Genomic DNA, 25,861 nt, shown 5'->3' on the forward strand with positions numbered 1-25,861 from the left:
TTTTTTAGGCGAATTCTTTTCAGTAGAAATTAAATGAACGCCATTTGTTTAACAGTAAAATGTGCGTTATATTTGCACTCAAATTGTTCATAATTTTATTGGACGTTATCAAGAAAGGTGAAGGGATTAGACCCGTTGAAGCCTTAGCAACCCTTTATATGCTTCAGTGTTTTTTGAAGTTTTCTTAGAGAAGGTGCTACGTTCTACCGTAGATATTACGGACAGATAACAAAAAAGTCTTTCCTTTTTTACTTTTACACTCTTGATATATCTTATAAAACCGACCAACAATTAATTTGTAGTTAATGTAAAACCTCTTTGTGGGTTTTATGCCATTTATAAATTGATTTTACTGCAAAAGAAAATGGATGATTTTTTCTTTTAGCAAAGAAGAAAATAAAAGCATAGCCATAGCTACGATTTTATTTTATGATGAAGATAAAAGGGAAAAGATACATTTTATTCCAGTAATATTGATGTATAAATGGTATTAGTAAATAAAAGAATTTAATGCACTTAGAAAATGTATTAAATGAAAATAAAATAACACATGAAAAAAGATATCAGAAAAGAACTTCAGAAGCGTATTTTAGTGCTCGATGGTGCGATGGGAACGATGTTGCAACGCTATAAGTTTACAGAAGAAGATTTTCGTGGGGAACGATTTAAAGATTTTGAGCATCCACTTCAAGGAAATAACGATTTGTTGTCGTTAACACAACCTAAGGCAATTGCTGAAGTACATGCAAAATACTTTGAAGCAGGAGCCGATATTATAGAAACCAATACGTTTTCGGGGACTACCATTGCGATGGCAGATTATCATTTAGAAGATATTGTTTACGAATTGAACTACGAATCTGCAAAAATTGCAAAAGAAGTAGCCGATAAGTTTACTGCTGAAAACCCAGCGAAACCTCGTTTTGTGGCGGGAGCAATGGGACCAACAAACCGTACGGCAAGTATGTCTCCCGATGTAAACGACCCTGGATTTAGAGCTATTACTTTTGATGAATTACGTATTGCCTACAAGCAGCAAGTTGAAGGATTACTTGATGGCGGAGTTGATGTGTTGCTGGTTGAAACAATTTTTGATACACTCAACGCAAAGGCAGCTCTTTTTGCCATTGAAGAAGTTAAAGAAGAACGAAATATTGATATTCCAATTATGGTAAGCGGTACCATAACAGATGCATCTGGAAGAACACTTTCAGGGCAAACCGCAGAAGCATTTTTAATCAGTATTTCGCATATTCCACTTTTAAGTGTTGGTTTTAATTGTGCCTTAGGAGCCGATCAATTATTGCCATATGTAAAGCGATTATCTCAAAAATCACCTTTTTATATTTCGGCATATCCAAATGCAGGTTTGCCAAATCACTTTGGGGAGTACGATCAAACGGCGGCAGAAATGCAAGCGTTGGTTCGAAAATATTTAGAAGAAAACGTGGTAAATATTATTGGAGGATGCTGCGGAACAACCCCAGATCATATTAATTTATTAGCTGAAATAGCACAAGAGTTTAAGCCGAGAACAATAGCTGTTAGTGTTTAGTTGATAGTTGATAGTTGATAGTTGATAGTTGATAGTTGATAGTTGATAGTTGATAGTTTTAAAATGAGTGCAAAAATACAAAATTATACAGATTTAGATGTTTGGTTGAAGTCTAGAAAGCTGGCAAAAAGTATATACCAAATCACTAAAGACTTTCCAAAGGAAGAGTTATATGGTTTGGTAAATCAAATGAGAAGGTCTGCGGTTTCAATATGTTCAAATATAGCAGAAGGTTGCGGGCGACAAACAAATAAAGACACGATTCATTTTTTATATATAGCAAGAGGTTCTGCTTATGAAATTGAAACACAACTATATATTTCAAGAGATTTAAATTATATAAATGAAGAAAAATTGGAATGTGTGCTTGAAGAAATTGAAGACTGCAAAAAACTGATTAATGGATTTATTAATTACTATAAAAAATTGTAAGTATGAATGTAGGAGATAAATCTAAAAATAACGAGCAACTAGTAACTAACAACGAACAACGAAACCCTTTAGTTTTATCAGGTTTAGAGCCTTTAGTAATTGATGGAAACACAAACTTTGTGAATGTTGGAGAGCGAACCAATGTAACTGGGTCGCGCAAATTTTTACGTTTAATAAAGGAAGAAAATTACGATGAAGCGTTGGAAGTTGCCCGAGCGCAAGTAGAAGGAGGTGCCCAAATCATCGATATTAATATGGATGAAGGGATGCTCGACGGGAAGTATGCTATGGTTAAGTTTTTAAACTTGATAGCAGCCGAGCCCGATATTGCTCGTGTTCCGATAATGATCGATAGTTCAAAATGGGATATCATTGAAGCAGGTCTCCAAGTGGTACAAGGAAAGGGGATTGTAAATTCAATTAGTTTAAAAGAAGGAGAAGCAGAGTTTATCGAGCGTGCAAAATTAATAAAGCGCTACGGAGCGGCAGTTATCGTAATGGCTTTTGATGAGGTTGGTCAGGCCGATTCTTACGAAAGACGTATCGAAATTTGTAAGCGTTCGTATGATGTTTTAGTAGAAAAAGTTAAGTTTTCACCGCAAGATATCATCTTCGATCCTAATATTTTTCCTGTAGGAACAGGGATGGAGGAGCACCGTCAAAATGCAGTAGACTTTTTTAGAGCTACCAAATGGATTCGTGAAAATCTTCCGCATGCGCATATCAGTGGTGGTGTAAGTAATGTTTCGTTTTCTTTCCGAGGAAATAATACCGTACGGGAAGCTATGAATGCCGCTTTTTTGTATCATGGAGTACAACACGGGATGACGATGGGAATTGTAAATCCAGAGATGCTCGAAATTTATGATGAAATCAACAAAGAGTTATTAGTTTATATCGAAGATGTTTTACTCGATCGACGTGATGATGCTACCGAGCGTTTGTTAGAATATGCCGAAACAGTAAAAGGAAACGGGAAAACCAATGAAAAACAGGCGCAAGAATGGCGAAGCGGAACTTTACAAGAACGCATTACACATTCGCTTGTAAAAGGGGTTTTGGAGTTTATCGAGGAAGATGTAGAAGAAGCTAGATTACAGGTAAACAAACCTATTGAAGTTATCGAAGGAAATTTGATGACAGGGATGAATGTAGTTGGAGATCTCTTCGGAAGTGGTAAAATGTTTCTTCCGCAGGTAGTAAAATCGGCTAGGGTGATGAAGAAAGCTGTGGCGCATTTGTTACCTTTTATTGAAGCTGAAAAAGATGAGAATTCGCGTTCAGCAGGAAAAGTGCTCATGGCTACTGTGAAGGGTGATGTACATGATATTGGTAAAAATATTGTTAGTGTTGTTTTAGGATGTAATAATTACGAGATTGTAGATTTGGGTGTGATGGTGCCACCAGAAAAAATTATCCAAACAGCAATTGAGCAAAAAGTAGATATTATTGGACTTAGCGGGTTGATTACACCTTCGTTGGACGAAATGGTGTATCTAGCTAAAGAGTTAGAAAAGTTAGGTTTGGCCGTTCCTGTTATGATTGGTGGTGCAACAACTTCGAGAGCTCATACGGCTGTGAAAATTGCTCCTGAATATTCCAAAACGGTGGTTCATGTTAATGATGCTTCTCGAGCGGTAAATGTAGCTGGAAGTTTGTTGAATCCGAAAGTGAGCGAAGGTTATTGCAACGATTTAAGAGTAGAGTATGATAAGTTGCGAGAAGGGTTTTTAAATCGTTCGAGAGAGAAAAATTTCTTGACCATCGAACAAGCTAGAGCTAATAAATTGCAATTAGATTGGGGAACTTTTTCGCCTGTAAAACCTAATTTTATAGGTGTGAAGCAAGTGGATGTTTCTTTAGAAGGTTTAAAACCATATATCGATTGGACACCATTTTTTAGATCGTGGGAATTGCACGGAAAGTATCCTGAAATCCTAACGGATGAGGTTGTTGGAACAGAAGCAACAAAACTTTTTGCAGATGCCACCGAAATGCTGTCGCAAATTATTAACGAAAAATGGTTGGAAGCAAAAGGAATATTAGGAATTTTCCCTGCAAACCAAGTTAACGACGACGATATTCAGTTGTATGATGAAAACGGAAAAGAGTTAAATGCGTTTCTAACCCTTCGTCAGCAATCAGAAAAAAATAAACGCGCATCCAATATTGCTTTAGCCGATTTTATCGCGCCAAAAGAGAGTGGGAAGCAAGATTATATGGGAGCGTTTTGTGTAACAACAGGATTTGGAGTTGACGAAATTTCAGATCGATATGTGAAAGATTTAGACGATTACAATTCGATTATGATTAAAGCACTTGCCGATCGTTTGGCAGAAGCTTTTGCTGAGTATTTACACGAACGAGTACGTAAAGAAATTTGGGGGTACGCTTCAGGAGAGCAACTTTCCAACGAAGAGCTAATCAAAGAAAAGTACAAAGGGATTCGTCCAGCGCCAGGGTATCCTGCGTGTCCAGATCATCTTGAGAAAAAAGTAATTTGGGATGTTTTAAAAGTAGAAGAAACTATTGGAGTGAAACTTACCGATAGCCTTGCGATGTGGCCAGCATCATCGGTTTCGGGATATTATTTTGCCAATCCAGAAAGTAAGTATTTTGGACTCGGAAAAATTAAAGAAGACCAAGTTGCCGATTATGCCAAGCGTAGAAACATCAGTATAGAGGAAGCTACAAAATGGCTCAATCCGAATATTGCAGATTAATAAATTAAAGTTAAAAGTTAACAGGTTAAAAGTACAAAGTAAGAGCAAAGGGGAAAAAGCGATAAGGGAAAAGAGAGTGTTAATTTCTTCAGAGTTTACTAAGTAACGAACAACAAACAACAAATAACGAACAACGAATAACTATAAAATGAAAGTAACCGATCATATCAAAAAAGCCAACGGGAAAACGATGTTTTCTTTTGAAATTGTTCCACCGCAAAAGGGGAAAAATATTCAAGAATTATATGATAATATCGATCCGTTAATGGAGTTTAATCCTCCATTTATCGATGTAACAACTTCTCGTGAAGAGTATGTTTATATTGAAAAAGATGGACTTTTTGATCGTAAGGTTACGCGTATGCGCCCAGGGACTGTTGGAATTTGTGCTACGCTAAAACACAAGTATGATGTTGATACCATTCCACACGTGCTTTGTGGAGGGTTTACCAAAGAAGAAACAGAGTATTTGTTGGTAGATTGCCAATATTTAGGCATTGAAAATGTAATGGCACTTCGTGGTGATGCAATGAAGCACCAGCGTTATTTTGAAGCAACAGAAGGTGGACACACTTATGCTACTGAGTTGGTAAAACAAATACGAAATATGTGCGATGGGAAGTACCTTCATGAAACAATTGAGAAAAGCAATTGCACCGATTTTTGTATTGGAGTTGCTGGCTATCCAGAAAAGCACCTTGAGGCGCCTTCGTTAGACTTCGACTTAAAAAAGTTAAAAGAAAAAGTTGATGCTGGCGCTGATTATATTGTGACGCAAATGTTTTTTGATAACAGTAAGTATTTTGAGTTTGTTGAAAAAGTAAAACAAGCCGGGATTAATGTGCCAATTATTCCAGGAATCAAGCCAATTGCTGTAAAAAAACACCTTCAGTTATTACCGCAAGTATTTAAAATAGATTTACCAGAAGCATTGGTAAACGCTGTTGATAGCTGTAAAAATAATGCGGAAGTTCGACAAGTAGGAATCGAGTGGTGTATCGAGCAGTCTAAAGAGTTAAAATCGGCTGGCGTTCCTTTGCTTCATTATTATTCTATGGGGAAATCTGACAATATTAAGGCTATTGCCTCTGCGTTATTTTAAAAATAAGGTTACTTTTGCCACGAAATTTAATCTATGCAAAAAGTAATTATCATTCTTATAGCGTTCATCACTATTGCTGGTAACGCTCAAGAAAAATCAGATTCATATTCGTCGTATCTCGATCTCAATTATTTCTACGGAAATATTTCGAGGCACAACAACGATATTCTCCACCTTATCACAGGGCATCCTGAAGGTTTTATTCTTAGTTTGAATAAAAAAACATACGGTTATAAAGAATGGGAGCAACTTTATAACTACCCAGATTATGGGGTTTCGTTTGGATATCAAAATATGAAGAATGAATATATGGGGAGTAATGTTGCGCTTTACGGACATTATAATTTTTACTTTTTAAAAAGAAATTTAATGTTGCGTATTGGGCAAGGAATTGCCCTAGCAGGAAAACCATACGATAAGGAAGATAATTACCAAAATGTAGCTTTTGGCTCGAAGATACTCAGTAGTACGTACTTAATGCTCAACTATAAAAAAGAACGTATTTTTGATCGTTTTGGAGTGCAGGCAGGATTATCACTTATACATTATTCCAACGGAAATACAAAAGCTCCAAACACTAGCATGAACTCGATTACGGTTAATGTTGGGGTGAATTATCAGTTGGTAAAAGAAGATCCAGAATATATAATTACTGAAGGCTTAACCAACCGATTTAATGAACCTGTTCGTTACAATTTTGTATTCCGAACTGGAGTGAATGAAAGTGATGTAATCGATAGCGGGCAATTTCCTTTTTATGTCTTTTCATTTTACGCCGATAAACGAATTAATAAAAAGAGTGCCCTTCAAATCGGTACCGATGTTTTCTATTCAAATTTCCTAAAAGAATATATCGAATACAGCAGTATTGCCTATCCTGAGCGTGGGATAGACGGTTCTGAGGATTATAAACGTGCCGGAATATTTGTAGGTCATGAGTTGTTTATCAATCGTTTTTCAGTAATCACCCAAGCAGGATATTATTTGTATTACCCAATAGATTACGAAGGAAGAATGTATTTGCGTGGCGGACTTAAAGGCTATATAACGAAGCAGAAAAAACTTTTTGCAACCGTGGCAGTAAAAGCGCATGCGGCACAAGCGGAAGGCGTTGAAGTTGGAATTGGATATCGATTATAAAAGATGAAACAAACACAAAACATACTAAAATATATCTCGTTGCTGACAATAGTTTTGTTTTGCGCTTGTAATAGTGAAGATGCAAATAACTGTATCCAAAGTGCTGGAAGTATTATAAAAGAAGAACGAGTAGTAGATGCTTTTACCAGAGTTTTGGTTAATGAAGGAATTTCATTGGTTGTAAAACAAGGCGAAGAATTTAAAGTTGAAGTTGAGTCGGGTGAAAACTTATTAAACGATATTGAAGCTACTGTTGAAGGAAATCAATTAGTGCTTACCAACAATAATGTGTGTAATTTATTTAGAGATTACGAGCTCACAACCATCTATGTTACTGCTCCAAATTTCACAGAAATTAGAAGTGCCACACAGCGAGAAGTTCGTTCGGAAGGGGTTATTACTGGAGATAAATTAATAGTGTACTCAGAAAACTATCAAAATAATGAATACCTAACTAGTGCCACCATTTCGTTAAATGTCGATGTGAATACTTTTCAAATTGTATTTAATGGCATTTCGAATATTTTTATGGAAGGAAAAGCGACCAATTTATCCATCAATTTTGCTTCAGGAAATAGTCGTTTTGAAGGACGAGATTTTCCCGTAGAAAATGCAACTATTTACCATCGTAGTTCAAACGATATTATCGTAAATGCTTCAACTACTTTAAAAGGAGATATTTATAGCACGGGCGATGTTATTTCCGTAGGAAGTCCAGAAAATATTGCTATTAACGAGCATTACAAAGGCAAGCTTATCATTGAAGAATAGACTTTTTTAAGAAGAATTTATCACCTTAGTGTAGCTGTTTCCACAAGTATTTACAGTAACTTTATAGAAGCAAAATACTGTAAATAATTTTTAAATGAGTTTTAGAAAGAAAATTGTTATCGTAGGGGGAGGTTTTGCAGGAATCGAACTCATTGAGATTTTAAAAAAATCCGATGTCTACGATATTGTTTTAGTAGATGTAAATAACTATAATTTTTTTCCACCTTTATTATACCAAGTGGCTTCAGGGTTTATGGAACCTTCTGCCATTAGCTATCCGTTCAGAAAAATTTTACGAGGAAAACAAAACGTACGTTTTCGTTTGGGAGCATTACAGCGTGTTATTCCTGAAGAAAATAAAATTGTGTTGAGCAATGGAGAAATGTCGTACGATATTTTGATTATGGCAACTGGAACGGAAACTAATTTCTTCGGAAATGAAAATATCCAGAAAAATTCATTGCCGATGAAAACTATCGGCGATGCTTTGGCACTTCGTAATTTAGTTTTTACAAGGCTTGAACGTGCCACTCGTTTGGAAGACCCGTTAGAACGGAAAAAGCTACTCTCTTTTGTTATTGCTGGAGCAGGCCCAACTGGAGTAGAACTTTCTGGGATTTTAGCAGAAATGCGAAAGCACATTCTAATTAAAGATTACCCAGAACTTATCGAAGAGGATTTGGGTGAGATTTATCTGTTAGATGGGCAAGACGCAGTGTTGGCGACCATGTCTGAGAATACTCAAAAATACACTAAAGATAAATTAGAAGGTTTAGGCGTTAAAGTGAAGCTTGAAACTTTGGTGAAAGACTTTCAAGATGGTATTGTACAACTTTCCGATGGAAGCACCATTGCGTCTAAAAATTTAATTTGGGCAGCTGGAGTTTCAGCAAAAGTTTTTGACGGATTTAATAAAGAAGCCTACGGTAGAGGTCGTCGTTTAAAAACCGATGCTTTTAATCTGGTTGAAGGCTATAATAATATTTATGCTGTTGGAGATACCGCTATTTTATCTGGAGATGAAAATTATCCTGACGGACATCCGCAAGTGGCGCAAGTGGCAATTCAGCAGGCAAAAAACTTAGGTCATAATCTAATAAAGAAAGATTTGGCTTGGATGCCTTTTAGGTATACCGACAAAGGTTCGATGGCAATTATTGGGCGAAACAAGGCTGTAACCGACGGCCCTAAAGAGAAATTCTTTTTAAAAGGATTTATAGCTTGGTGCATTTGGCTGTTTGTTCATATTATGTCGTTAGTAAATTTCAGAAACCGACTGCGAGCTTTGTATGATTGGACTGGATATTACTTCCAAAAAGACCAATCATTTAGAATGATAATAAAGCCTAGAGATTCAAAATAAAAAGTTATTTTAGTGTTGTTAACCAACCTAATAACCTATTATGAAATTTTTATTTTCAGGCATATTCTTATGTCTTTTTATTGCGTGTGTAAATAATCAAAATACTTCAAAAGAAAACCCTTTAGTAGGCACTTGGAAGTTAGTTTCGGGAACTGTAATTCAAGGGGGCGACACCACCATTACCGATTTCACCAAAGAACAAGAGATGATAAAGATTATTAATGATACTCATTTTGCTTTTTTAAGACACGATTTAAACCAAGGAAAAGATAGTACTGCAACATATTTTGCTGGTGGCGGTACCTACACAGTTAAGGAGAATGTTTATACTGAAAACTTAATGTATTTTAATGTGAGAGAATGGGAAGGGCATAGTTTCGATTTAACTTTTAAAATTGAAGCCGATACACTTTATACCCAAGCAGTAGAAGAAGTGGAAGCTTTGGGCGTGAGTCAAATTAATATTGAAAAGTTTATAAGATTGAAAAAATAATTATTTGTTCGTTAATTCAATAAATAAGCTTTCTAGATTTTTATTTTTTTGATTTAGCTGAAGTGTTTTCAAACCATTGTCGTGGGCAAAATCAAACACGGTTGCGCGCATGTCTGTATCGGTGTTAAATGTTATTTCATACACAAACCCAATGATGTTTTTTACATGATTTACATGTGGTAGTTTTTGAAGTAAAACTTCCTCAACTCGGTAGTCAAATTCAACTTCGATAGTTTGACTTTGTGCTTTTCTAAGTTCAGTCAGTTTTTTATCAGCAACAATTTCTCCTTTGTTAATAATAATCACACGGTCGCAAATAGCTTCAACTTCTTGCATGATGTGAGTGGAGAGAAGAATAGTTTTTTCTTTCCCTATTTCTTTAATGAGTTTTCTTATTTCCAATAATTGGTTGGGGTCTAACCCCGTAGTTGGTTCATCTAAAATTAAAACATCTGGATTTCCGATAAGAGCTGCCGCAAGTCCCACACGCTGACGGTATCCTTTTGAAAGTGCACCAATTTTTTTATTTGCCTCTGGAAGTAAACCACATTGAGAAATAACCGTTTCGATATTACTTTTATCCGATTTATAAATACTAGCGGTATAGGCTAAGTATTCTCGAACATACATATCCAAGTGTAACGGGTTGTGTTCTGGTAAATATCCAATACTTTTTTGAACCTTTATTTTCTCCGTTTCAATATCAAAACTATTTACTTTAGCAGTTCCGTTGGTTGGAGTTAAATAGGTAGTTAATATTTTCATCATGGTCGATTTTCCAGCTCCATTAGGACCTAAAAAACCAACAATTTCTCCTTTTTTAACGCCAAAAGATATATTTTTAAGTGCTTCTTGAGCACCGTATTTTTTGGTAATGTTTACAACTTCGATGGACACTTTCTAAAATTTTATTAGTCTATTCGTAAAAGTTCTTTTGCTAAAGCAATCATTTTTGGGTCTCCAGTATGTTTGTTTGGTTCGTCAGAAAGCTTAACCGTTGGGAGCCATTCTTGGTCGCTTGTTAAAACATCGGTTAATTTAATTACAATATTCATAGGTTTCAAGCCTACATCGTTGGTTAAATTTGTGCCGATTCCAAACGAAAGTCCAATTTTTCCTTTACAAGCATTGGTAATCGAAGCTACTTTTTTAGGGTTTAATCCGTCAGAAAAAATAATGTATTTGTAAAGCGGATTGATACCGTGACTTTTATAATGTGCAATAGTCTTTTCAGCAAACTCAATAGGATCGCCGCTGTCGTGACGCACACCATCAAAAAGTTTGGCAAATTTGGTGTCAAATTGTTTAAAAAATACTTCGGTAGTGTAAGTGTCTGAAAGTGCCACTCCCAAATCTCCTCGATATACATCAACCCAATGCTCTAACGACATGGCATTTGCCATTTTAAATCCGTATTCGGCAGCATGAAACATAAACCACTCATGAGCGTGTGTTCCGATAGGCTTAACATTGTAAAGCATTGCCATGTGTACGTTACTCGATCCAATAAAACTTTTTCCTTTGTAAGAAGAAAGTGTGTGTACCACTTCGCGGTGGGTGCGGTAAGAGTGTCTTCTACGCGTTCCGAATTCAGCAAAAGTTACGCCCAATTCGTTGTAATGTTTAATTTTATCAAGTGTGTTTTCAATAACTCTTTCTCGTTCCCAACCTTCTTGATTTGTAAGTTCGTAAAACAACTCACTAATCATAGCAAGCAAAGGAACTTCCCATAAAATGGTTCTGTACCAATATCCAGAAACATACACTTCTAAATCTTCCCCTGTTTGTTTGATAGTAACTTCCGAAGGGTCGTATCGATATCCTTCTAAAAAATCAACATACGCAGGGTTGAGGTATTGGCAGTTTTCGCGTAAAAACTTTTTTTCATCCTTAGTAAGTTGCAACAATGCCATATTATCAACAGCAGTTCGAAGTGCTTTGTCAAAACCTTCAGGAAATTTATGGGCTCCGCGATTTATAAATTTATATTTTGCTTGTGTGTTCGGGAATAATTTTACCACGGCACATTGCATTGTAAACTTATAAAAATCGTTGTCTAAAATCGAGTTGAAAACAGTATAGCTATGATCTTTTAACATATGCGTAAATTATGCTGAAAGGTACTATATATTTTTAAAATGCAACCGACTTGTTAAAAACAATTGAAAAAACGAGAAATTGAAATATGTTTTAAATTTTATATGATTGTCCATAATCTGAATCTGTCATAATGCACTGTCATCTCTTGGACGTAGTCGAGAGGAACAAGTTTAAATAACGTGAATTCAACATAAGAATGATGAATATATGATAAATTGACCTATTTAAAAAGCATTGGAAATCAAGGAAGCAGCGTGGGCTGATAGATAAAAAGCTGTTTGAGCACAGCGAGTTCTTTTTATCTGTGGCGGTTGTTTCCGTAGATTTTCTTATGCTTTTTTAATCCGTCTTGACTTTTTTGTTTCGTTTTTGTGTCAAGACAAAAATGAAATTTTAGTTTAATAACTGAAATTAAGATGGTTAAATCTTCTTTCTGTTGACATTTATATCGAACTGAGGTGAAATAGGGTCTCGACTACGCTCGACCTGACATTTTCATCTTTGTATGATACATTACGGATATTCAAGTATTTTATAAAGCCCACTGAATATTTCTATGTAGTTTTTTGTGAAAACAGTGATTTTTGAAAATAATTATGACCAAAAAGTTAAGAAAGTATATTTTTTTCAAAAAAAGATAGAAGAAAGGTTTTATATTTCAAATTAATAATTACATTAGCAACATAAACAAGAACAAACATGTTGGCAAACGCTTATATCTGGAACTTTTATTTTTTCTTCTTTTATTTCTTTAAGAGAAGAACGGGACAGTTATAGGTTATTGCTAAAGTACAATATATGTAAAGTCCCGAATTTTTTTCGGGACTTTTTTTTATGCTGAATTTAAATGAATAGTAAAGTTGCTATACAAGGAATATTAGGGTCTTTTCATCATCAAGTAGCGCAAGAATACTTTGGAAAAGAAGTAGTTGTAGATGAGTGTATGTCTTTTGACGCGTTGGTAGATAGTCTTTTAACGAAGAAAACAGACGTGGCTGTAATGGCTATAGAAAATTCGATTGCGGGATCGATTATTCCGAATTATGCGTTGATAGACAGTAATAATTTACACATTATTGGAGAGCATTATATCAATGTGCATCACAATTTATTGGCATTAAAAGGAGAGCAAATTGCAACCATTAAAGAAGTGTATTCGCACCCAATGGCGTTGTTGCAATGTAAAGCGTTTTTTAAGCAATTCCCGCACATCAAGTTAATTGAAGATGCCGATACAGCAGCCGTTGCAAAACGAATTCACGATAAGCAATTACAGGGAGTTGGAGCCATTGCAAGTAAAGCGGCTGCTTCAATTTTTGAGTTGGATATGTTGGCAGAAAACATACAAACTATTAAAAACAACGAAACTCGTTTTGTAATTGTAAAAACTAAAAATTCGGTAATTCCGAAGGAAGAAATAAACAAAGCGTCTATCATGTTTGAGTTGGGAACAAAACGCGGAAGTTTAGCCACCGTCTTAAATGTTATGAGCGACTGTAAATTGAACTTAACTAAAATTCAATCGCTACCAAAAATAGAAACTCCGTGGAGGTATTCCTTTTTTGTAGATGTAACTTTTGAGCAATACGAAGATTTTGAAAAAGCAAAGTCGTTATTAAATATTATGGCATCTCATTTTAAGGTGCACGGCGAATATAAAAATGCAAAAAAATGATACAAACAGCCAAGCGTTTGCAGAGTGTAGAAGAGTATTACTTTTCTAAAAAATTAAGAGAAGTTCGCGGTTTGATTACTGACGGAAAACCAATCATCAATATGGGGATTGGAAGTCCAGATTTGGCACCTTCCGAAGAAGTGTTACAGGCGTTAATTGCCTCGCTTCAAGATGAAAAAGCACATCAGTACCAAAGTTATCAAGGCTTGCCAGAACTTCGAACTGCAGCTGCAAATTTTTATCAAACGCATTTTAATGTCGAGATTGATAGCGTTACAGAAGTGTTGCCGTTAATGGGGTCGAAAGAAGGAATTATGCACATTAGTATGGCTTTTTTAAACGAAGGCGATGAGGTGCTTATTCCAAATCCAGGGTATCCAACATACACTTCGGTTACTAAGTTGGTTGGGGCAACGCCTGTGTATTACGACTTAACAGAAGATGGAAATTGGCTGCCAAATATCGAAGCTTTAGAAGCTACCGATTTGTCAAAGGTAAAACTCATGTGGCTTAGTTACCCACACATGCCAACAGGAGCAAGTGCTTCGAAGGCAGTTTTTGAAAACTTGATAGCTTTTGCTATGCGTCATGATATTTTATTGGTGAACGACAATCCGTATAGTTTTGTGCTGAACAACAACCAATTGAGTATCCTTGAAATTGAAGGTGCTAAAGAGGTGGCTTTAGAACTGAATTCGCTTAGTAAAACTTTTAATATGGCTGGGTGGCGCGTAGGTTTTGTATTTGGAAGTGCTACGCATATCGATGCAGTTTTAAAAGTGAAAAGCAATATGGATAGCGGGATGTTTTACGGACTTCAAAAGGGTGCTATAAAAGCGTTGGCTTCTTCAAAAAATTGGTATGAGCAACTCAATGAAGTGTATGCAAAACGGAGAGCATTAATTTTTCAGTTGGCCGATAAATTAAATTGTACTTACGACAAAAATGCATCAGGGATGTTTGTGTGGGCAAAATTACCAGTAGGCGTAGCTTCCGCAGAAAAATTTATAGATGATATTTTATACGATAAAAGTATTTTTTTAACTCCAGGAACCATTTTTGGAAGTAATGGAGAAGGATACATTCGGTTTTCACTGTGCGTGAAAGAAGCACAAATTGAGGAAGCTATAACAAGGTTTTAAAATAGTTAAGAGAAAAGGAAGAATTAAAGTGGTTTGCATTTTTACTGAAGTGTAAACCAAACTTTGAAAATAAAAATTCAAAATGAAAGTATTTGTAATAGGGTTAGGGCTCATAGGCGGATCGATGGCGATGGATATAAAAGCCACTAACAAAAATGCAAAAGTTGTTGGTTTTGATGCAAATGAAAACCACATGCAAGAGGCGTTACAACTAGGGTTTATTGATGAAGTGGGTGTTTTTGAGGATGTTAAAAATGCCGATGTTGTAATTGTTTCTGTGCCTGTAAATGCTGCCATTAGTGTGGTTTCTAGTGTTTTGGACATCGTAAAAGACGATACTTTGGTTTTTGATGTAGGCTCTACAAAAGCGCATATTTGTAATGCGTTGGAGAATCATCCGAAGCGAAGAAATTTTTTGGCAACGCATCCAATAGCGGGAACAGAATTTTCTGGACCAAAGGCTGCTATTAGAAATTTGTATGCCGATAAAACAAATATTATTTGCGAGGTCGAAAAAACGGCTTTTAAGTTGCAAGAACGTGCTTTTTCAATCTTTAACGATTTAGGAATGCGCATTCGATACATGGAGCCAAAAGCACACGACAGACATATTGCGTATGTATCGCACTTATCGCATATCAGTTCGTTTATGCTTGGGAAAACAGTAATCGAAAAGGAAAAAAACGAACGCGATATTTTTGATATGGCTGGCAGTGGATTTGAGAGTACAGTGCGTCTGGCAAAAAGTTCGCCAGCAATGTGGAGTCCTATTTTCGAGCACAACAAAGAAAATGTAATGGAAACATTAGATGAATACATTGCCAATCTTCAGAAATTTAGACAATTGATGGAAGAAGATAATTTTGAGGCTATTTATCAAGAAATGGCAGCAACCAATAGAATTAAAGAAATATTAAAAGGAATTTCAATCAAAACTTCATAAGTAAAAATTAAAAATGGAAAATTCAGCAGGATTAAGAACATGGTTAGATGAGATGAACTTAGATCATCCGCTTGTAATTGCAGGTCCATGTAGCGCAGAAACAGAAGAACAAGTATTAAAAATTGCTCACGAGCTAAAGGACACCGACGTAAATTACTACCGTGCAGGAATTTGGAAGCCAAGAACTCGCCCAGGAAATTTTGAGGGTGTTGGAGCTATTGGATTAGAGTGGCTTAAAAAAGTAAAAGAAGAAACCGGACTTAAAACCGCAACAGAAGTTGCCAACAGAGCACATGTAGAATTGGCGCTGGAGAACGATGTAGATTTATTGTGGATTGGAGCGCGCTCGACTGTGAGTCCGTTTATTATTCAAGAAATTGCAGATGCTCTTGAGGGTACCGACAAAATTGTGTTGGTAAAAAATCCTGTAAATCCAGACCTTTCTTTATGGTTGGGTGGTGTTGAGCGTTTGTACAGTAAAAACATTAAAAATTTAGGAGTTATCCATAGAGGGTTTTCTACTTACGAAAAGTCAAAATACCGTAACAATCCAGAGTGGCAATTGGCAATCGAACTTCAAAATAAGTTCCCAGATTTACCATTAATTTTAGATCCTTCGCATATTACAGGAAACAGAGAAATGATTTTTGATGTTTCGCAAACTGCACTTGATTTAAACTACGATGGATTAATGATAGAAACACACTGTACGCCAGATAAAGCGTGGAGTGATGCAGCGCAACAAGTAACGCCAGAAACGTTAAAACAAATTATGCGCGATTTAAAAATTAGAAAAGAAACAGACGAAGAGGCCGATTACAACAGCAAACTAACAAATTGCAGAGCACAAATAGATGTGATTGATAATTCGTTGGTAGAAATGTTAGGTAAGCGTATGAAAGTTTCTGATGAGATTGGAAAACTTAAAAAATCGCGTAACGTAGCTGTTCTTCAGTCTAAAAGATGGAACGAGATTTTAGGGAAAATGATTATGGATGGAGAAGAAAAAGGATTGAGTGAAGAATTCATCTTACGTATCTTTAAAGCAATTCACCAAGAATCTATCAACCACCAAGAAAAGGTTGTTAAAGGATAATTGGAAGTAAAGTAAAGAAGTCAAAAGTACAACCAGAAGCTTATCGCTAACTTCTAAATTTGTATTTTTGACTTCTTACTTTTTAATATGACGGGAATTGTTTATAAATCTACAGGGAGTTGGTACAGTGTAAAAGCCGAAAATGGTAATTTTTACAACTGTAGGATAAAGGGTAAATTTAGAATTCAAGGGATTAAAAGTACCAACCCGATTGCTGTTGGCGACGTGGTAGATTTTGATCTTGAAACCATTGGAGACGAAACCATTGGGGTGATTCAAAACATTCACGATCGTAAAAATTACATTATCCGTAAATCGGTTAATCTTTCTAAACGAACACACATTATTGGGGCCAATATCGACAATGCTTTTTTGTTGGTTACACTCAATAATCCTACAACATTTACCGATTTCATTGATCGGTTTTTGGTAACTTCCGAAGCATATCATGTTACGCCAATTTTGCTTTTCAATAAAATAGATTCGTATAACGAAGAAGAATTGGGCGAAGTAAGGTATTTAAAGAGCATTTATGAGCATATCGGGTACCAATGTATTGAAGTTTCAGCAATAACAGGGTTAAATATTGATACTGTAAAAACCTTAATGCAAGGGAAAACGAGTATTTTTTCGGGGCATTCTGGAGTAGGGAAATCAACACTTATCAATACTATCGAGCCTAGTTTGGATTTAAAAACTTCAGCCATTTCCGAGCAACACAAACAAGGACAACATACCACAACTTTTGCAGAAATGTTTGATTTGAGTTTTGATGCTCGAATTATCGATACTCCTGGAATAAAAGGGTTTGGGATTGTAAACATGGAGAAATACGAAGTAGGCGATTATTTTCCTGAATTTTTTAAGCTGAAAAGCGAATGTAAATTCAATAACTGTTTGCACATAGATGAACCAAAATGTGCTGTAAAAGATGCCTTAGAAAATAATGAAGTAGCATGGAGTCGGTACAAAAGTTATGTGCAAATATTGGAAGGTGAAGAAGAAAATTACCGTACCGATATTTATGGTGATTAGTATGTTTTCTGAACAGATTAAAAAAGTTTAAACAATATAGAATTGTTGTAAATTCAATTCATTAGAAAATGCGTGTAGTTATACAAAGAGTTACAGAAGCAAGTGTAACCATAGAAGGGAAAGTAAAATCTGCAATAGAAAAAGGATTACTTATTTTATTAGGTATTGAAGACGCCGATACACAAGAAGATATCGATTGGCTGTGTCGAAAAATCGTTGGATTACGAATTTTTAACGATGCTGAAGACGTTATGAATTTGTCTTTAAAAGACGTTGATGGCGATGCTATTGTGGTGAGTCAGTTTACGTTACACGCTTCTACAAAAAAAGGAAACCGACCTTCGTATTTAAAAGCTGCCAAACCAAATGTGTCCATACCGCTGTATGAAGCATTTGTGAAAAAGCTAGAAGCAGAACTTGGGAAAACCGTTGGTACTGGGGAGTTTGGAGCAGATATGAAAGTTGCTTTACTAAATGATGGACCAGTTACAATAACCATCGATTCTAAAAATAAAGAATAAAATGAACATCAAAAACGCACAACTCGAAGTTGATAATTGGATAAAAGAACACGGAGTTCGCTATTTTAATGAGCTTACAAACATGGCGCAACTTACAGAAGAAGTAGGGGAAGTTGCACGAATTATTGCGCGTAGGTATGGGGAGCAAAGTGAGAAAGAAAGCGATAAAAATAAAGATTTAGGAGAAGAACTTGCCGATGTTGTGTTTGTGGTGTTGTGTTTGGCAAATCAAACAGGGATTGACTTACAAGCTTCATTTGATAAAAAAATGGGTATTAAAACCGAACGCGATCACGACAGGCATCATAACAATGAAAAGCTGAAATAAGCTAGCAGTTTCCACCAATCTAAAATTAAAAATAATGAATGTGCTTTTATCTTCAAATCAAAGAAAAATACATCAGCATATAACGATAACGGGTTCTAAAAGTGAAAGTAATCGAGCGTTACTTTTACAAGCTTTATTCCCTAATATTAAAATCGAAAACCTATCAAACTCTGATGATTCTCAGGTTATGAGAAAAGGGTTGCAGGTACACAACGGTATTGTAGATATTCATCATGCGGGTACAGCAATGCGTTTTTTAACTGCTTTTTTTGCTACGCAAGAAGGTCGCGATGTGGTGCTAACGGGTTCGCAACGAATGACCGAGCGTCCAATACAAATTTTAGTTGATGCTTTACGTCAACTAGGGGCTGATATTTCTTATACGCAAAATGATGGTTTTCCGCCGTTAAAAATAAAAGGAAAGAAAATTACAAAGCACAAAGTGTCATTGGCAGCCAATGTTAGCAGTCAGTATATTTCTGCTTTGTTGCTTGTTGCTCCAACTTTGGAAAACGGACTAGAACTTACTTTGGAAGGAAAAATTACTTCCGTTCCATATATAAAAATGACTTTGGCTTTGTTGGAGGAAATTGGAGTTTCGACAAGTTTTAATGGAAATGTAATTACTGTGAGCCCTGTAAAGGAAGTCGCAGCAAAAACTTTAGTGGTAGAATCCGATTGGAGTTCGGCTTCCTATTTTTATAGCATCGCTGCTTTGGCTGAGGTTGGTTCCGAAATTTCGATTGCGAGTTACAAAGCCACAAGTTTGCAAGGCGATAGTGTGTTACAAGAAATCTATAAGCAATTTGGTGTAGAAACTTCTTTTAATAAAACAGTTGTTATACTTAAAAAAGTAAAAGAAATTCCGCAGGAAACAGTTATCAATATCGATTTATCTAACGCGCCAGATATCGCACAAACCATTGCAGTGAGTTGTTTTGGATTGGGATTGAAATGCGAACTTTCAGGACTTCATACGTTAAAAATTAAGGAAACCGACAGGTTAGAGGCCTTAAAAACCGAACTCACAAAATTGGGAGCTTCAATTTCGGTAACAGATAAAGAGCTGTTTTTAAATCCTTCAGAAGTAATAAAAGAGAAAATAGCGATCGATACCTACAACGATCATCGTATGGCAATGGCTTTTGCACCTTTGGCGTTACGTGTTCCAATTGTAATTAACGATGCTGAGGTGGTTTCAAAATCGTATCCAGATTTTTGGAAAGACATGGAATCTGTAGGAATAAAAGTTGAATAGAAGCTTCTAATTCCTTGAAAATAAGAAATAATTCGGCTTTTACTTGACAACCCCTATCTCCATATTGTATATTTGCACTTCGCAAAAAATATAATTGTAGAAAAAGACTGTTATCAGTTTGATTTCTTATAATTTAAAACAGATTTGAATCTAAAAAAGCATTTATTATAAACACCGATTTCTCTAGAATTTTACAATTTTATTGAATATCGGTTTTTCTTTTGCTCGGTTTTAGGTTCTACGATAAAAAATAGAGATACATGAAATTATCACATTTTAATTTTGAACTTCCAAAAGAATTATTAGCCGAATATCCATCAGAGCATAGAGATGAAGCTCGTTTGATGGTACTTCATAGAAAAGAACAAAAAATTGAACACAAATTGTTCAAAGATTTGATTGATTATTTTGATGAAGGCGATGTGATGGTACTTAATAATACCAAAGTTTTTCCTGCAAGACTTTTTGGAAACAAAGAAAAAACTGGAGCGCGTATCGAGGTTTTCTTGTTGAGAGAATTAAATGAAGAACAACGTCTTTGGGATGTGTTGGTAGATCCTGCAAGAAAAATTAGAATTGGTAATAAATTATACTTTGGAGACGACGAAAGTTTGGTTGCTGAAGTGATTGATAATACAACTTCTAGGGGGCGTACACTACGTTTCTTGTACGATGGATCGTATGAAGAATTCAGAAAAAAATTGAATGATTTAGGAGAAACACCACTTCCAAAATACATCAAAAGAGAAGTTGAAGAGTCTGATGAGGAGCGTTACCAAACTATTTACGCAAAAGAAGAAGGCGCTGTAGCTGCACCAACTGCAGGTTTACACTTTTCGAAACACCTTTTGAAGCGTTTGGAAATTAAAGGAATTGATTTTGCTGAGTTAACACTTCACGTTGGTTTAGGAACTTTTAACCCAGTTGAGGTTGAAGATTTATCGAAGCATAAAATGGATAGCGAAGAGTTATACATTAACGAAAGAGCTGCACAAGTGGTTAACAACGCAAAAGCAAACAAGCGTAAAGTTTGTGCTATTGGGACTACTGTAATGCGTGGTTTGGAAAGTTCGGTTTCTTCAGATCATAAATTAAATCCGTATGAAGGATGGACAAACAAATTCATTTTCCCTCCTTACGATTTTAGTATTGCCAACTGTATGGTAACTAATTTCCACACGCCAAAATCTACTTTGTTAATGATGATTTCTGCTTTTGCAGGACACGATTTTATGATGAAAGCATACAAAGAAGCGGTAAAAGAAGGGTACAAATTTTACTCTTACGGAGACGCAATGCTTATTTTATAAGAAAGAAATTTTCACAAATAGGAGTCCTGTTCAATACGAGCAGGACTTTTTCTGTTTTTTATATGAATGTGTTTTCTCGGTAATTGAAACCATTCGATAATCTTAAATCAAAACGTATCTTTGCACTATGCAAACAGCAAAAAAAGATATACGCGCATTAACAAAAGATCAACTTCGAGACTTTTTTGTATCTCAAGGAGATAAGGCTTTCCGCGGAAACCAAGTGTATGAGTGGTTATGGGGAAAGGCAGCCTATTCTTTTGAAGAAATGACAAATATTTCGAAGGAAACTCGACAAATGTTGGAAGATAATTTTGTAATCAACCACATAAAAGTCGATCAAATGCAGCGTAGTAGCGACGGAACCATAAAAAATGCGGTGCGTTTGCATGACGATTTGGTGGTAGAGTCGGTTTTAATTCCCACATCAACTCGAACTACTGCATGTGTTTCAAGTCAGGTAGGATGTAGTTTAGACTGTAAATTTTGTGCGACTGCAAAGTTAAAACGTATGCGAAATTTAAATCCAGACGAAATTTACGACCAAGTTGTAGCGATTGATAACGAAAGCCGTTTGTATTTTGATAAGCCACTTTCCAATATTGTTTTTATGGGAATGGGTGAGCCTTTGATGAATTATAATAATGTTTTGGCAGCTATCGAAAAAATCACTTCTTCTGAAGGACTTGGGATGTCGCCTAGGCGAATTACAGTTTCAACATCTGGAGTGCCAAAAATGATTAAAAAAATGGCCGATACCGATGTGAAATTCAAATTGGCTGTTTCGCTACATTCAGCAATCGATGAGGTGCGAACTTCAATAATGCCTTTTAATGCTACATTTCCGTTAGCCGATTTAAGAGAGGCACTTCAGTATTGGTATGAAAAAACAAAAAGTAGAATTACGTACGAGTATGTTGTTTGGAAAGGTGTAAATGATACCCGAAAAGATGTTGATGCACTCGTTAAGTTTTGCAAATTTGCACCTTCAAAAGTTAATATCATAGAATACAACCCCATAGGAGATGATGCATTTAAGCAGGCCGATAACGGTGCTATAGAAATGTATCAACAGGTGTTAGAGCAAAACGGAATTACCGTTACTGTAAGACGTTCAAGAGGTAAAGATATTGATGCCGCTTGCGGACAATTGGCAAACAAAGCCTAGCAAAATCCAAAAATATACATGCGGAATTTATTTGATTGTAGAATAATACTATCTTTACGCTCGCAATGAAGGTCGTAGAAAAAATTAAAGATCCCATCCGTGCCGAAATGGAACTTTTTGAGAAGAAGTTCCACGAGTCGATGTCATCAAAAGTGGCGTTGCTCAATCGTATTACCTATTATATTGTCAACAGAAAAGGAAAACAAATGCGACCAATGTTTGTTTTTTTGGTTGCAAAAATGGTTTCCGAAGGAAAAGTAAACGACCGTACTTACCGTGGCGCTAGTGTTATCGAGCTTATTCATACGGCTACTTTAGTACACGACGATGTAGTTGATGATAGCAACAGAAGACGTGGTTTTTTCTCAATAAATGCACTTTGGAAAAATAAAATTGCTGTACTTGTTGGAGATTATTTGCTTTCAAAAGGCTTATTGCTTTCTATTGATAATGAGGATTTTGACCTGCTGAAAATTATTTCGGTTGCAGTGCGAGAAATGAGTGAAGGAGAGTTATTGCAAATTGAAAAAGCACGCCGATTAGATATTACCGAAGACGTTTATTATGAAATTATCCGCCAGAAAACAGCAACTTTAATAGCTGCTTGTTGTAGTATTGGGGCTTGTTCTGTAGCTCCAACTTCCGATAATGTTGAGAAAATGCGAAAGTTTGGCGAGCTTATCGGGATGGCATTTCAAATAAAAGACGACCTTTTTGATTATACCGATGGACCTATCGGAAAACCAACAGGAATTGATATTAAAGAGCAAAAAATGACCTTGCCGTTAATTTATACTTTAAATAACGCGAGTAAGGAAGAAAAAAAATGGCTAATCAATTCGGTTAAAAAACACAATAAAGACAAAAAGCGAGTTCAAGAAGTAATTGCTTTTGTGAAGGATAAAGGTGGATTGGAATATGCCGAGAAGAAAATGATTGCCTTTCAAAAAGAAGCACTTCAATTGCTTAATACTTTCCCAGATTCTGAGTATAAAGAATCATTGCAATTGATGGTGAATTATGTAATTGAGCGAAAAAAATAGTTTTCACTTTTCTATTATTAAAAATATAGCTAATTTACTAAAAGTAATTTCGGTAGTTTATCATTTCGAAATTAAGAGTTTCCAATTTACTTTTAAAGATTAATAGCGATGAGATTGTTTTATTATTATTTAGCGATTATTTTACCTCTACTTTTTATTGCCTTCGTAGTTCCGAAGTTAGGTTTAGGCAGTGGAGCATTTGTCGTCGGAATTATTTCATATTATTTTTATAGATGTTTTTTGGATTTTTATAAATTGAAAGCACAAAATGTTGTTACAAAAAATGATTGGCCAAAGTTTATATTTGGAGGTTGGTCTTTTATGTATTTTAAAGAATTATATTTTAAATAGGAATTAATAAAATTTTGAGTGTCCGTAATGTATCATACTAAGATTAAAATGTCAGGTCGAGCGTAGTCGAGACCCTATTTAAAACTGTTAAGCCAAATAACCTCTCGAACTATACTCGAGGTGACAGTGCATTATGACAGACTGCAGGCAATAATATATTTTAACCGAGTAGAACCTACACTTTCTACTCGGTTTTTTCTTCTATAAACCTAAAACTCGTATTTTTACTTTTTAAATTTTATTTGCTTTGATTTCAAAATCTACCATAGACAAAGTTTTTGATGCTGCCCGTGTTGAGGAGGTTATTGGCGATTTTGTTCAGTTAAAAAAATCAGGTTCAAACTACAAAGGTTTGAGTCCGTTTTCCGACGAGCGTACGCCAAGTTTTATGGTGTCTCCAGTGAAACAAATTTGGAAAGATTTTAGTAGTGGAAAAGGTGGAAATGTAGTTGCTTTTTTGATGGAGCACGAGCATTATACCTATCCAGAGGCTATAAAATACTTAGCTAAAAAGTACGGAATTGAAGTTGAAGAAACTGAGCAGTCTTCCGAAGAAAAAGAAAAATCAAGCGAACGAGAAAGTATGTATTTAGTTTCTGAATTTGCTCAGAAATACTTTCAAACTACATTAAAAAACACCGAGTTAGGAAAAGCTATTGGTGGAACTTATTTTAAAGAGCGTGGTTTTACAAATGATACTATTGAAAAATTTAAGCTTGGATATTCGCTAGACCAGTGGGATGCATTTACTAAAGAAGCATTGGGGAAAGGTTACCAATTAGAATTTCTTGAAAAAACCGGTTTAACTATTGTAAAAGAGAAGGAGGGAACCAACGAAAAACGGATGTTCGATAGGTTTAAAGGGCGAGTGATGTTTCCTATTCACTCTATGAGCGGCCGTGTGTTGGGGTTTGGAGGTCGTATTCTAACTTCAGATAAAAAAGCAGCCAAATATTTAAATTCACCAGAAAGCGATATTTACCATAAAAGTAAAGTTTTGTATGGTATTTATCATGCTAAACAGGCGATTGCGAAAGAAGATAATTGTTATTTGGTTGAAGGTTATACCGATGTCATTCAGTTTCATCAAAACGGAATTGAAAATGTAGTTGCTTCAAGTGGTACAGCCTTAACTCCAGATCAAATTCGGTTGATAAATAGATTGACCAAAAATATTACCGTTCTTTTTGATGGCGATGCAGCTGGACTCCGAGCGTCGTTGCGTGGTATCGACTTGATTTTGGAACAAGGGATGAATGTAAAAGTTTGTACTTTTCCAGAAGGTCAAGATCCCGATAGTTTTGCTAGGGCTCATAGTCATAACGAATTGGTTACTTTTTTAAATGAAAATGCAACCGACTTTATTCGGTTTAAAGCTGATTTATTGGTGAAAGATGCTGCCAACGATCCTATAAAAAAGGCAGATACCATCCGAGAAATTGTAAACAGTATCTATAAAATCCCAGATAGAATTCAGCAGGAAATTTATGTGCAAGAGTGTTCGCGCATAATGGATATTTCTGAAGATGTTTTATACAACACATTGGCGCAATTAGGAAATAAAGAAATTGCCGATGCCAATAAAAAGCACAAAGAAGAGCGAAAGAAAAATAGTTTTAACGTTGTTAAAAACACTGAGGCGGGTGCTGTTTCAAAAAAGATAAATCAGCTTAACGAACTTGAAAAGTCTATTATAGGAATATTACTTTTTCATGGGGATAAAACTGAAACCTTTTCTGATATTATTTTAGAAGAAGATGAAAATGATAATATGGTTCAGAAGGAGGTTGAGCTTGAAATGAAGGTGTATGAGAAGATTTTTCTAGATCTTCAAGCGGATGAAATTGAGTTTGCAAATACCGATTTTCACGCTATTTACAACATCATTATTGAAATGTATAACATTGAAGGTATTTTAAAAATGGACGCTTTTCTGCAGAAGCTGAGTTTTGAGCAAAACGCAATTGTTGTAGATATTTTGATGAATGAAGAGAAATACGCATTGTCTAATTGGGAGAGTAAAGAGATTTTGGTAAAAACCAAAGATATGTCGGTTAGATTGTTGGTTTTTCAAACCATTTCAATGTTAAGACTCAAACTGCTTAATATGTTGGTAGATAGTGTACAAGACGCTATTGGAGCTAATAACAATGCAACTATAGAACAACTTGAAGATATTCGGAACTATTGGGAGTTGCGTAAAATTTTATCCGACCGCTTCGGCATAGTAACTAATACTACATTTTACAGTTAAATGAAATAAAAAAAGACTACATATTAATGTAGTCTTTTTAGTAAAATTCAATTAATGT

22 protein-coding genes and 1 riboswitch are annotated in these 25,861 nt (G+C 35.5%); of the genes, 20 read left to right on the top strand and 2 right to left on the bottom strand.

Annotated elements, in window-relative coordinates:
* The first annotated feature begins 102 nt into the window (after window positions 1-102).
* Window positions 103-232: riboswitch (SAM riboswitch) on the top strand.
* A gap of 318 nt (window positions 233-550) precedes the next feature.
* The 8 genes from JMA43_RS07590 (at window position 551) to JMA43_RS07625 (ending at window position 9,579) form a co-directional block, all read left to right on the top strand.
* Window positions 551-1,555 (top strand): homocysteine S-methyltransferase family protein, encoded by a 1,005-nt coding sequence (locus tag JMA43_RS07590; protein WP_342155887.1) that lies wholly within the window; start codon window positions 551-553, stop codon window positions 1,553-1,555.
* A 63-nt stretch (window positions 1,556-1,618) separates the two neighbouring features.
* Window positions 1,619-1,987, top strand: a complete 369-nt coding sequence (locus tag JMA43_RS07595) for a four helix bundle protein (protein WP_342155888.1) — start codon at window positions 1,619-1,621, stop codon at window positions 1,985-1,987.
* Window positions 1,988-1,989: 2 nt separating this feature from the next.
* Entirely contained in the window at window positions 1,990-4,710 is a 2,721-nt protein-coding gene (gene metH / locus JMA43_RS07600; RefSeq protein ID WP_342155889.1) for a methionine synthase, read from the top strand.
* 148 nt (window positions 4,711-4,858) lie between these two features.
* Window positions 4,859-5,812: a methylenetetrahydrofolate reductase [NAD(P)H] gene (gene metF, locus JMA43_RS07605; RefSeq protein ID WP_342155890.1), complete on the top strand. Its 954-nt coding sequence runs from the start codon at window positions 4,859-4,861 to the stop codon at window positions 5,810-5,812.
* A 33-nt stretch (window positions 5,813-5,845) separates the two neighbouring features.
* Complete coding sequence (locus tag JMA43_RS07610) at window positions 5,846-6,952, top strand: acyloxyacyl hydrolase (RefSeq protein ID WP_342155891.1); 1,107 nt, start codon at window positions 5,846-5,848, stop codon at window positions 6,950-6,952.
* Window positions 6,953-6,991: 39 nt separating this feature from the next.
* Window positions 6,992-7,723: a head GIN domain-containing protein gene (locus JMA43_RS07615; protein WP_342155892.1), complete on the top strand. Its 732-nt coding sequence runs from the start codon at window positions 6,992-6,994 to the stop codon at window positions 7,721-7,723.
* A 94-nt stretch (window positions 7,724-7,817) separates the two neighbouring features.
* Window positions 7,818-9,086, top strand: a complete 1,269-nt coding sequence (locus JMA43_RS07620; RefSeq protein WP_342155893.1) for an NAD(P)/FAD-dependent oxidoreductase — start codon at window positions 7,818-7,820, stop codon at window positions 9,084-9,086.
* Window positions 9,087-9,126: 40 nt separating this feature from the next.
* Window positions 9,127-9,579 carry a hypothetical protein gene (locus tag JMA43_RS07625; RefSeq protein WP_342155894.1) on the top strand — a complete coding sequence of 151 codons (453 nt, stop codon included), beginning with the start codon at window positions 9,127-9,129 and terminating at the stop codon, window positions 9,577-9,579.
* Here JMA43_RS07625 and gldA read toward each other — a convergent pair whose 3' ends face one another.
* Together gldA and pncB are read right to left on the bottom strand one after the other, a co-directional pair.
* Window positions 9,580-10,476, bottom strand: a complete 897-nt coding sequence (gene gldA, locus JMA43_RS07630) for a gliding motility-associated ABC transporter ATP-binding subunit GldA (protein ID WP_342155896.1) — start codon at window positions 10,474-10,476, stop codon at window positions 9,580-9,582.
* Between the two features lie 14 nt (window positions 10,477-10,490).
* Complete coding sequence (gene pncB / locus JMA43_RS07635) at window positions 10,491-11,678, bottom strand: nicotinate phosphoribosyltransferase (RefSeq protein WP_342155897.1); 1,188 nt, start codon at window positions 11,676-11,678, stop codon at window positions 10,491-10,493.
* An 848-nt stretch (window positions 11,679-12,526) separates the two neighbouring features.
* On the opposite strand from pncB, the gene JMA43_RS07640 reads away from it, so the two are divergent.
* The 12 genes from JMA43_RS07640 (at window position 12,527) to dnaG (ending at window position 25,803) form a co-directional block, all read left to right on the top strand.
* Window positions 12,527-13,354: a prephenate dehydratase gene (locus JMA43_RS07640; protein WP_342155898.1), complete on the top strand. Its 828-nt coding sequence runs from the start codon at window positions 12,527-12,529 to the stop codon at window positions 13,352-13,354.
* Entirely contained in the window at window positions 13,351-14,496 is a 1,146-nt protein-coding gene (locus JMA43_RS07645; RefSeq protein ID WP_342155899.1) for a pyridoxal phosphate-dependent aminotransferase, read from the top strand. Before JMA43_RS07640 ends, JMA43_RS07645 begins: the two co-directional genes overlap by 4 nt.
* Window positions 14,497-14,578: 82 nt before the next feature.
* The gene (locus JMA43_RS07650) at window positions 14,579-15,439 is read left to right on the top strand and encodes a prephenate dehydrogenase (RefSeq protein ID WP_342155900.1); all 861 of its coding nucleotides are present in this window, start codon (window positions 14,579-14,581) and stop codon (window positions 15,437-15,439) included.
* A 13-nt stretch (window positions 15,440-15,452) separates the two neighbouring features.
* Window positions 15,453-16,535 (top strand): bifunctional 3-deoxy-7-phosphoheptulonate synthase/chorismate mutase type II, encoded by a 1,083-nt coding sequence (locus JMA43_RS07655; RefSeq protein ID WP_342155901.1) that lies wholly within the window; start codon window positions 15,453-15,455, stop codon window positions 16,533-16,535.
* Between the two features lie 87 nt (window positions 16,536-16,622).
* Complete coding sequence (gene rsgA / locus JMA43_RS07660) at window positions 16,623-17,570, top strand: ribosome small subunit-dependent GTPase A (RefSeq protein WP_342155902.1); 948 nt, start codon at window positions 16,623-16,625, stop codon at window positions 17,568-17,570.
* A 68-nt stretch (window positions 17,571-17,638) separates the two neighbouring features.
* Window positions 17,639-18,091: a D-aminoacyl-tRNA deacylase gene (gene dtd / locus JMA43_RS07665; protein WP_342155903.1), complete on the top strand. Its 453-nt coding sequence runs from the start codon at window positions 17,639-17,641 to the stop codon at window positions 18,089-18,091.
* 1 nt (window position 18,092) lies between these two features.
* Window positions 18,093-18,419, top strand: a complete 327-nt coding sequence (locus tag JMA43_RS07670; protein ID WP_342155904.1) for a nucleotide pyrophosphohydrolase — start codon at window positions 18,093-18,095, stop codon at window positions 18,417-18,419.
* Window positions 18,420-18,453: 34 nt separating this feature from the next.
* Window positions 18,454-19,677, top strand: a complete 1,224-nt coding sequence (aroA, locus tag JMA43_RS07675; RefSeq protein ID WP_342155905.1) for a 3-phosphoshikimate 1-carboxyvinyltransferase — start codon at window positions 18,454-18,456, stop codon at window positions 19,675-19,677.
* A gap of 260 nt (window positions 19,678-19,937) precedes the next feature.
* The gene (gene queA, locus JMA43_RS07680; protein ID WP_342155906.1) at window positions 19,938-20,987 is read left to right on the top strand and encodes a tRNA preQ1(34) S-adenosylmethionine ribosyltransferase-isomerase QueA; all 1,050 of its coding nucleotides are present in this window, start codon (window positions 19,938-19,940) and stop codon (window positions 20,985-20,987) included.
* A 127-nt stretch (window positions 20,988-21,114) separates the two neighbouring features.
* Window positions 21,115-22,155, top strand: coding sequence for a 23S rRNA (adenine(2503)-C(2))-methyltransferase RlmN (gene rlmN / locus JMA43_RS07685; RefSeq protein ID WP_342155907.1), 1,041 nt, complete (start codon window positions 21,115-21,117; stop codon window positions 22,153-22,155).
* A 65-nt stretch (window positions 22,156-22,220) separates the two neighbouring features.
* Window positions 22,221-23,198, top strand: a complete 978-nt coding sequence (locus tag JMA43_RS07690; protein WP_342155908.1) for a polyprenyl synthetase family protein — start codon at window positions 22,221-22,223, stop codon at window positions 23,196-23,198.
* Window positions 23,199-23,796: 598 nt separating this feature from the next.
* Entirely contained in the window at window positions 23,797-25,803 is a 2,007-nt protein-coding gene (gene dnaG / locus JMA43_RS07695) for a DNA primase (protein WP_342155909.1), read from the top strand.
* Window positions 25,804-25,861: the final 58 nt, after the last annotated feature.

The organism is Joostella sp. CR20 (genome assembly GCF_038433465.1).
Classification (GTDB): domain Bacteria; phylum Bacteroidota; class Bacteroidia; order Flavobacteriales; family Flavobacteriaceae; genus Galbibacter.

Bases quoted from the DNA above. Each gene is read 5' to 3' on its own strand.
- metF (WP_342155890.1), top strand. From the start codon at position 4,859: ATGAAAGTAACCGATCATATCAAAAAAGCCAACGGGAAAACGATGTTT.
- JMA43_RS07670 (WP_342155904.1), top strand. From the start codon at position 18,093: ATGAACATCAAAAACGCACAACTCGAAGTTGATAATTGGATAAAAGAA.
- rsgA (WP_342155902.1), top strand. From the start codon at position 16,623: ATGACGGGAATTGTTTATAAATCTACAGGGAGTTGGTACAGTGTAAAA.
- aroA (WP_342155905.1), top strand. From the start codon at position 18,454: ATGAATGTGCTTTTATCTTCAAATCAAAGAAAAATACATCAGCATATA.
- dtd (WP_342155903.1), top strand. From the start codon at position 17,639: ATGCGTGTAGTTATACAAAGAGTTACAGAAGCAAGTGTAACCATAGAA.
- JMA43_RS07690 (WP_342155908.1), top strand. From the start codon at position 22,221: ATGAAGGTCGTAGAAAAAATTAAAGATCCCATCCGTGCCGAAATGGAA.
- queA (WP_342155906.1), top strand. From the start codon at position 19,938: ATGAAATTATCACATTTTAATTTTGAACTTCCAAAAGAATTATTAGCC.
- JMA43_RS07655 (WP_342155901.1), top strand. From the start codon at position 15,453: ATGGAAAATTCAGCAGGATTAAGAACATGGTTAGATGAGATGAACTTA.
- JMA43_RS07650 (WP_342155900.1), top strand. From the start codon at position 14,579: ATGAAAGTATTTGTAATAGGGTTAGGGCTCATAGGCGGATCGATGGCG.
- JMA43_RS07640 (WP_342155898.1), top strand. From the start codon at position 12,527: ATGAATAGTAAAGTTGCTATACAAGGAATATTAGGGTCTTTTCATCAT.
- rlmN (WP_342155907.1), top strand. From the start codon at position 21,115: ATGCAAACAGCAAAAAAAGATATACGCGCATTAACAAAAGATCAACTT.
- JMA43_RS07590 (WP_342155887.1), top strand. From the start codon at position 551: ATGAAAAAAGATATCAGAAAAGAACTTCAGAAGCGTATTTTAGTGCTC.
- JMA43_RS07645 (WP_342155899.1), top strand. From the start codon at position 13,351: ATGATACAAACAGCCAAGCGTTTGCAGAGTGTAGAAGAGTATTACTTT.
- JMA43_RS07595 (WP_342155888.1), top strand. From the start codon at position 1,619: ATGAGTGCAAAAATACAAAATTATACAGATTTAGATGTTTGGTTGAAG.
- pncB (WP_342155897.1), bottom strand. From the start codon at position 11,678: ATGTTAAAAGATCATAGCTATACTGTTTTCAACTCGATTTTAGACAAC.
- metH (WP_342155889.1), top strand. From the start codon at position 1,990: ATGAATGTAGGAGATAAATCTAAAAATAACGAGCAACTAGTAACTAAC.
- JMA43_RS07625 (WP_342155894.1), top strand. From the start codon at position 9,127: ATGAAATTTTTATTTTCAGGCATATTCTTATGTCTTTTTATTGCGTGT.
- JMA43_RS07610 (WP_342155891.1), top strand. From the start codon at position 5,846: ATGCAAAAAGTAATTATCATTCTTATAGCGTTCATCACTATTGCTGGT.
- JMA43_RS07620 (WP_342155893.1), top strand. From the start codon at position 7,818: ATGAGTTTTAGAAAGAAAATTGTTATCGTAGGGGGAGGTTTTGCAGGA.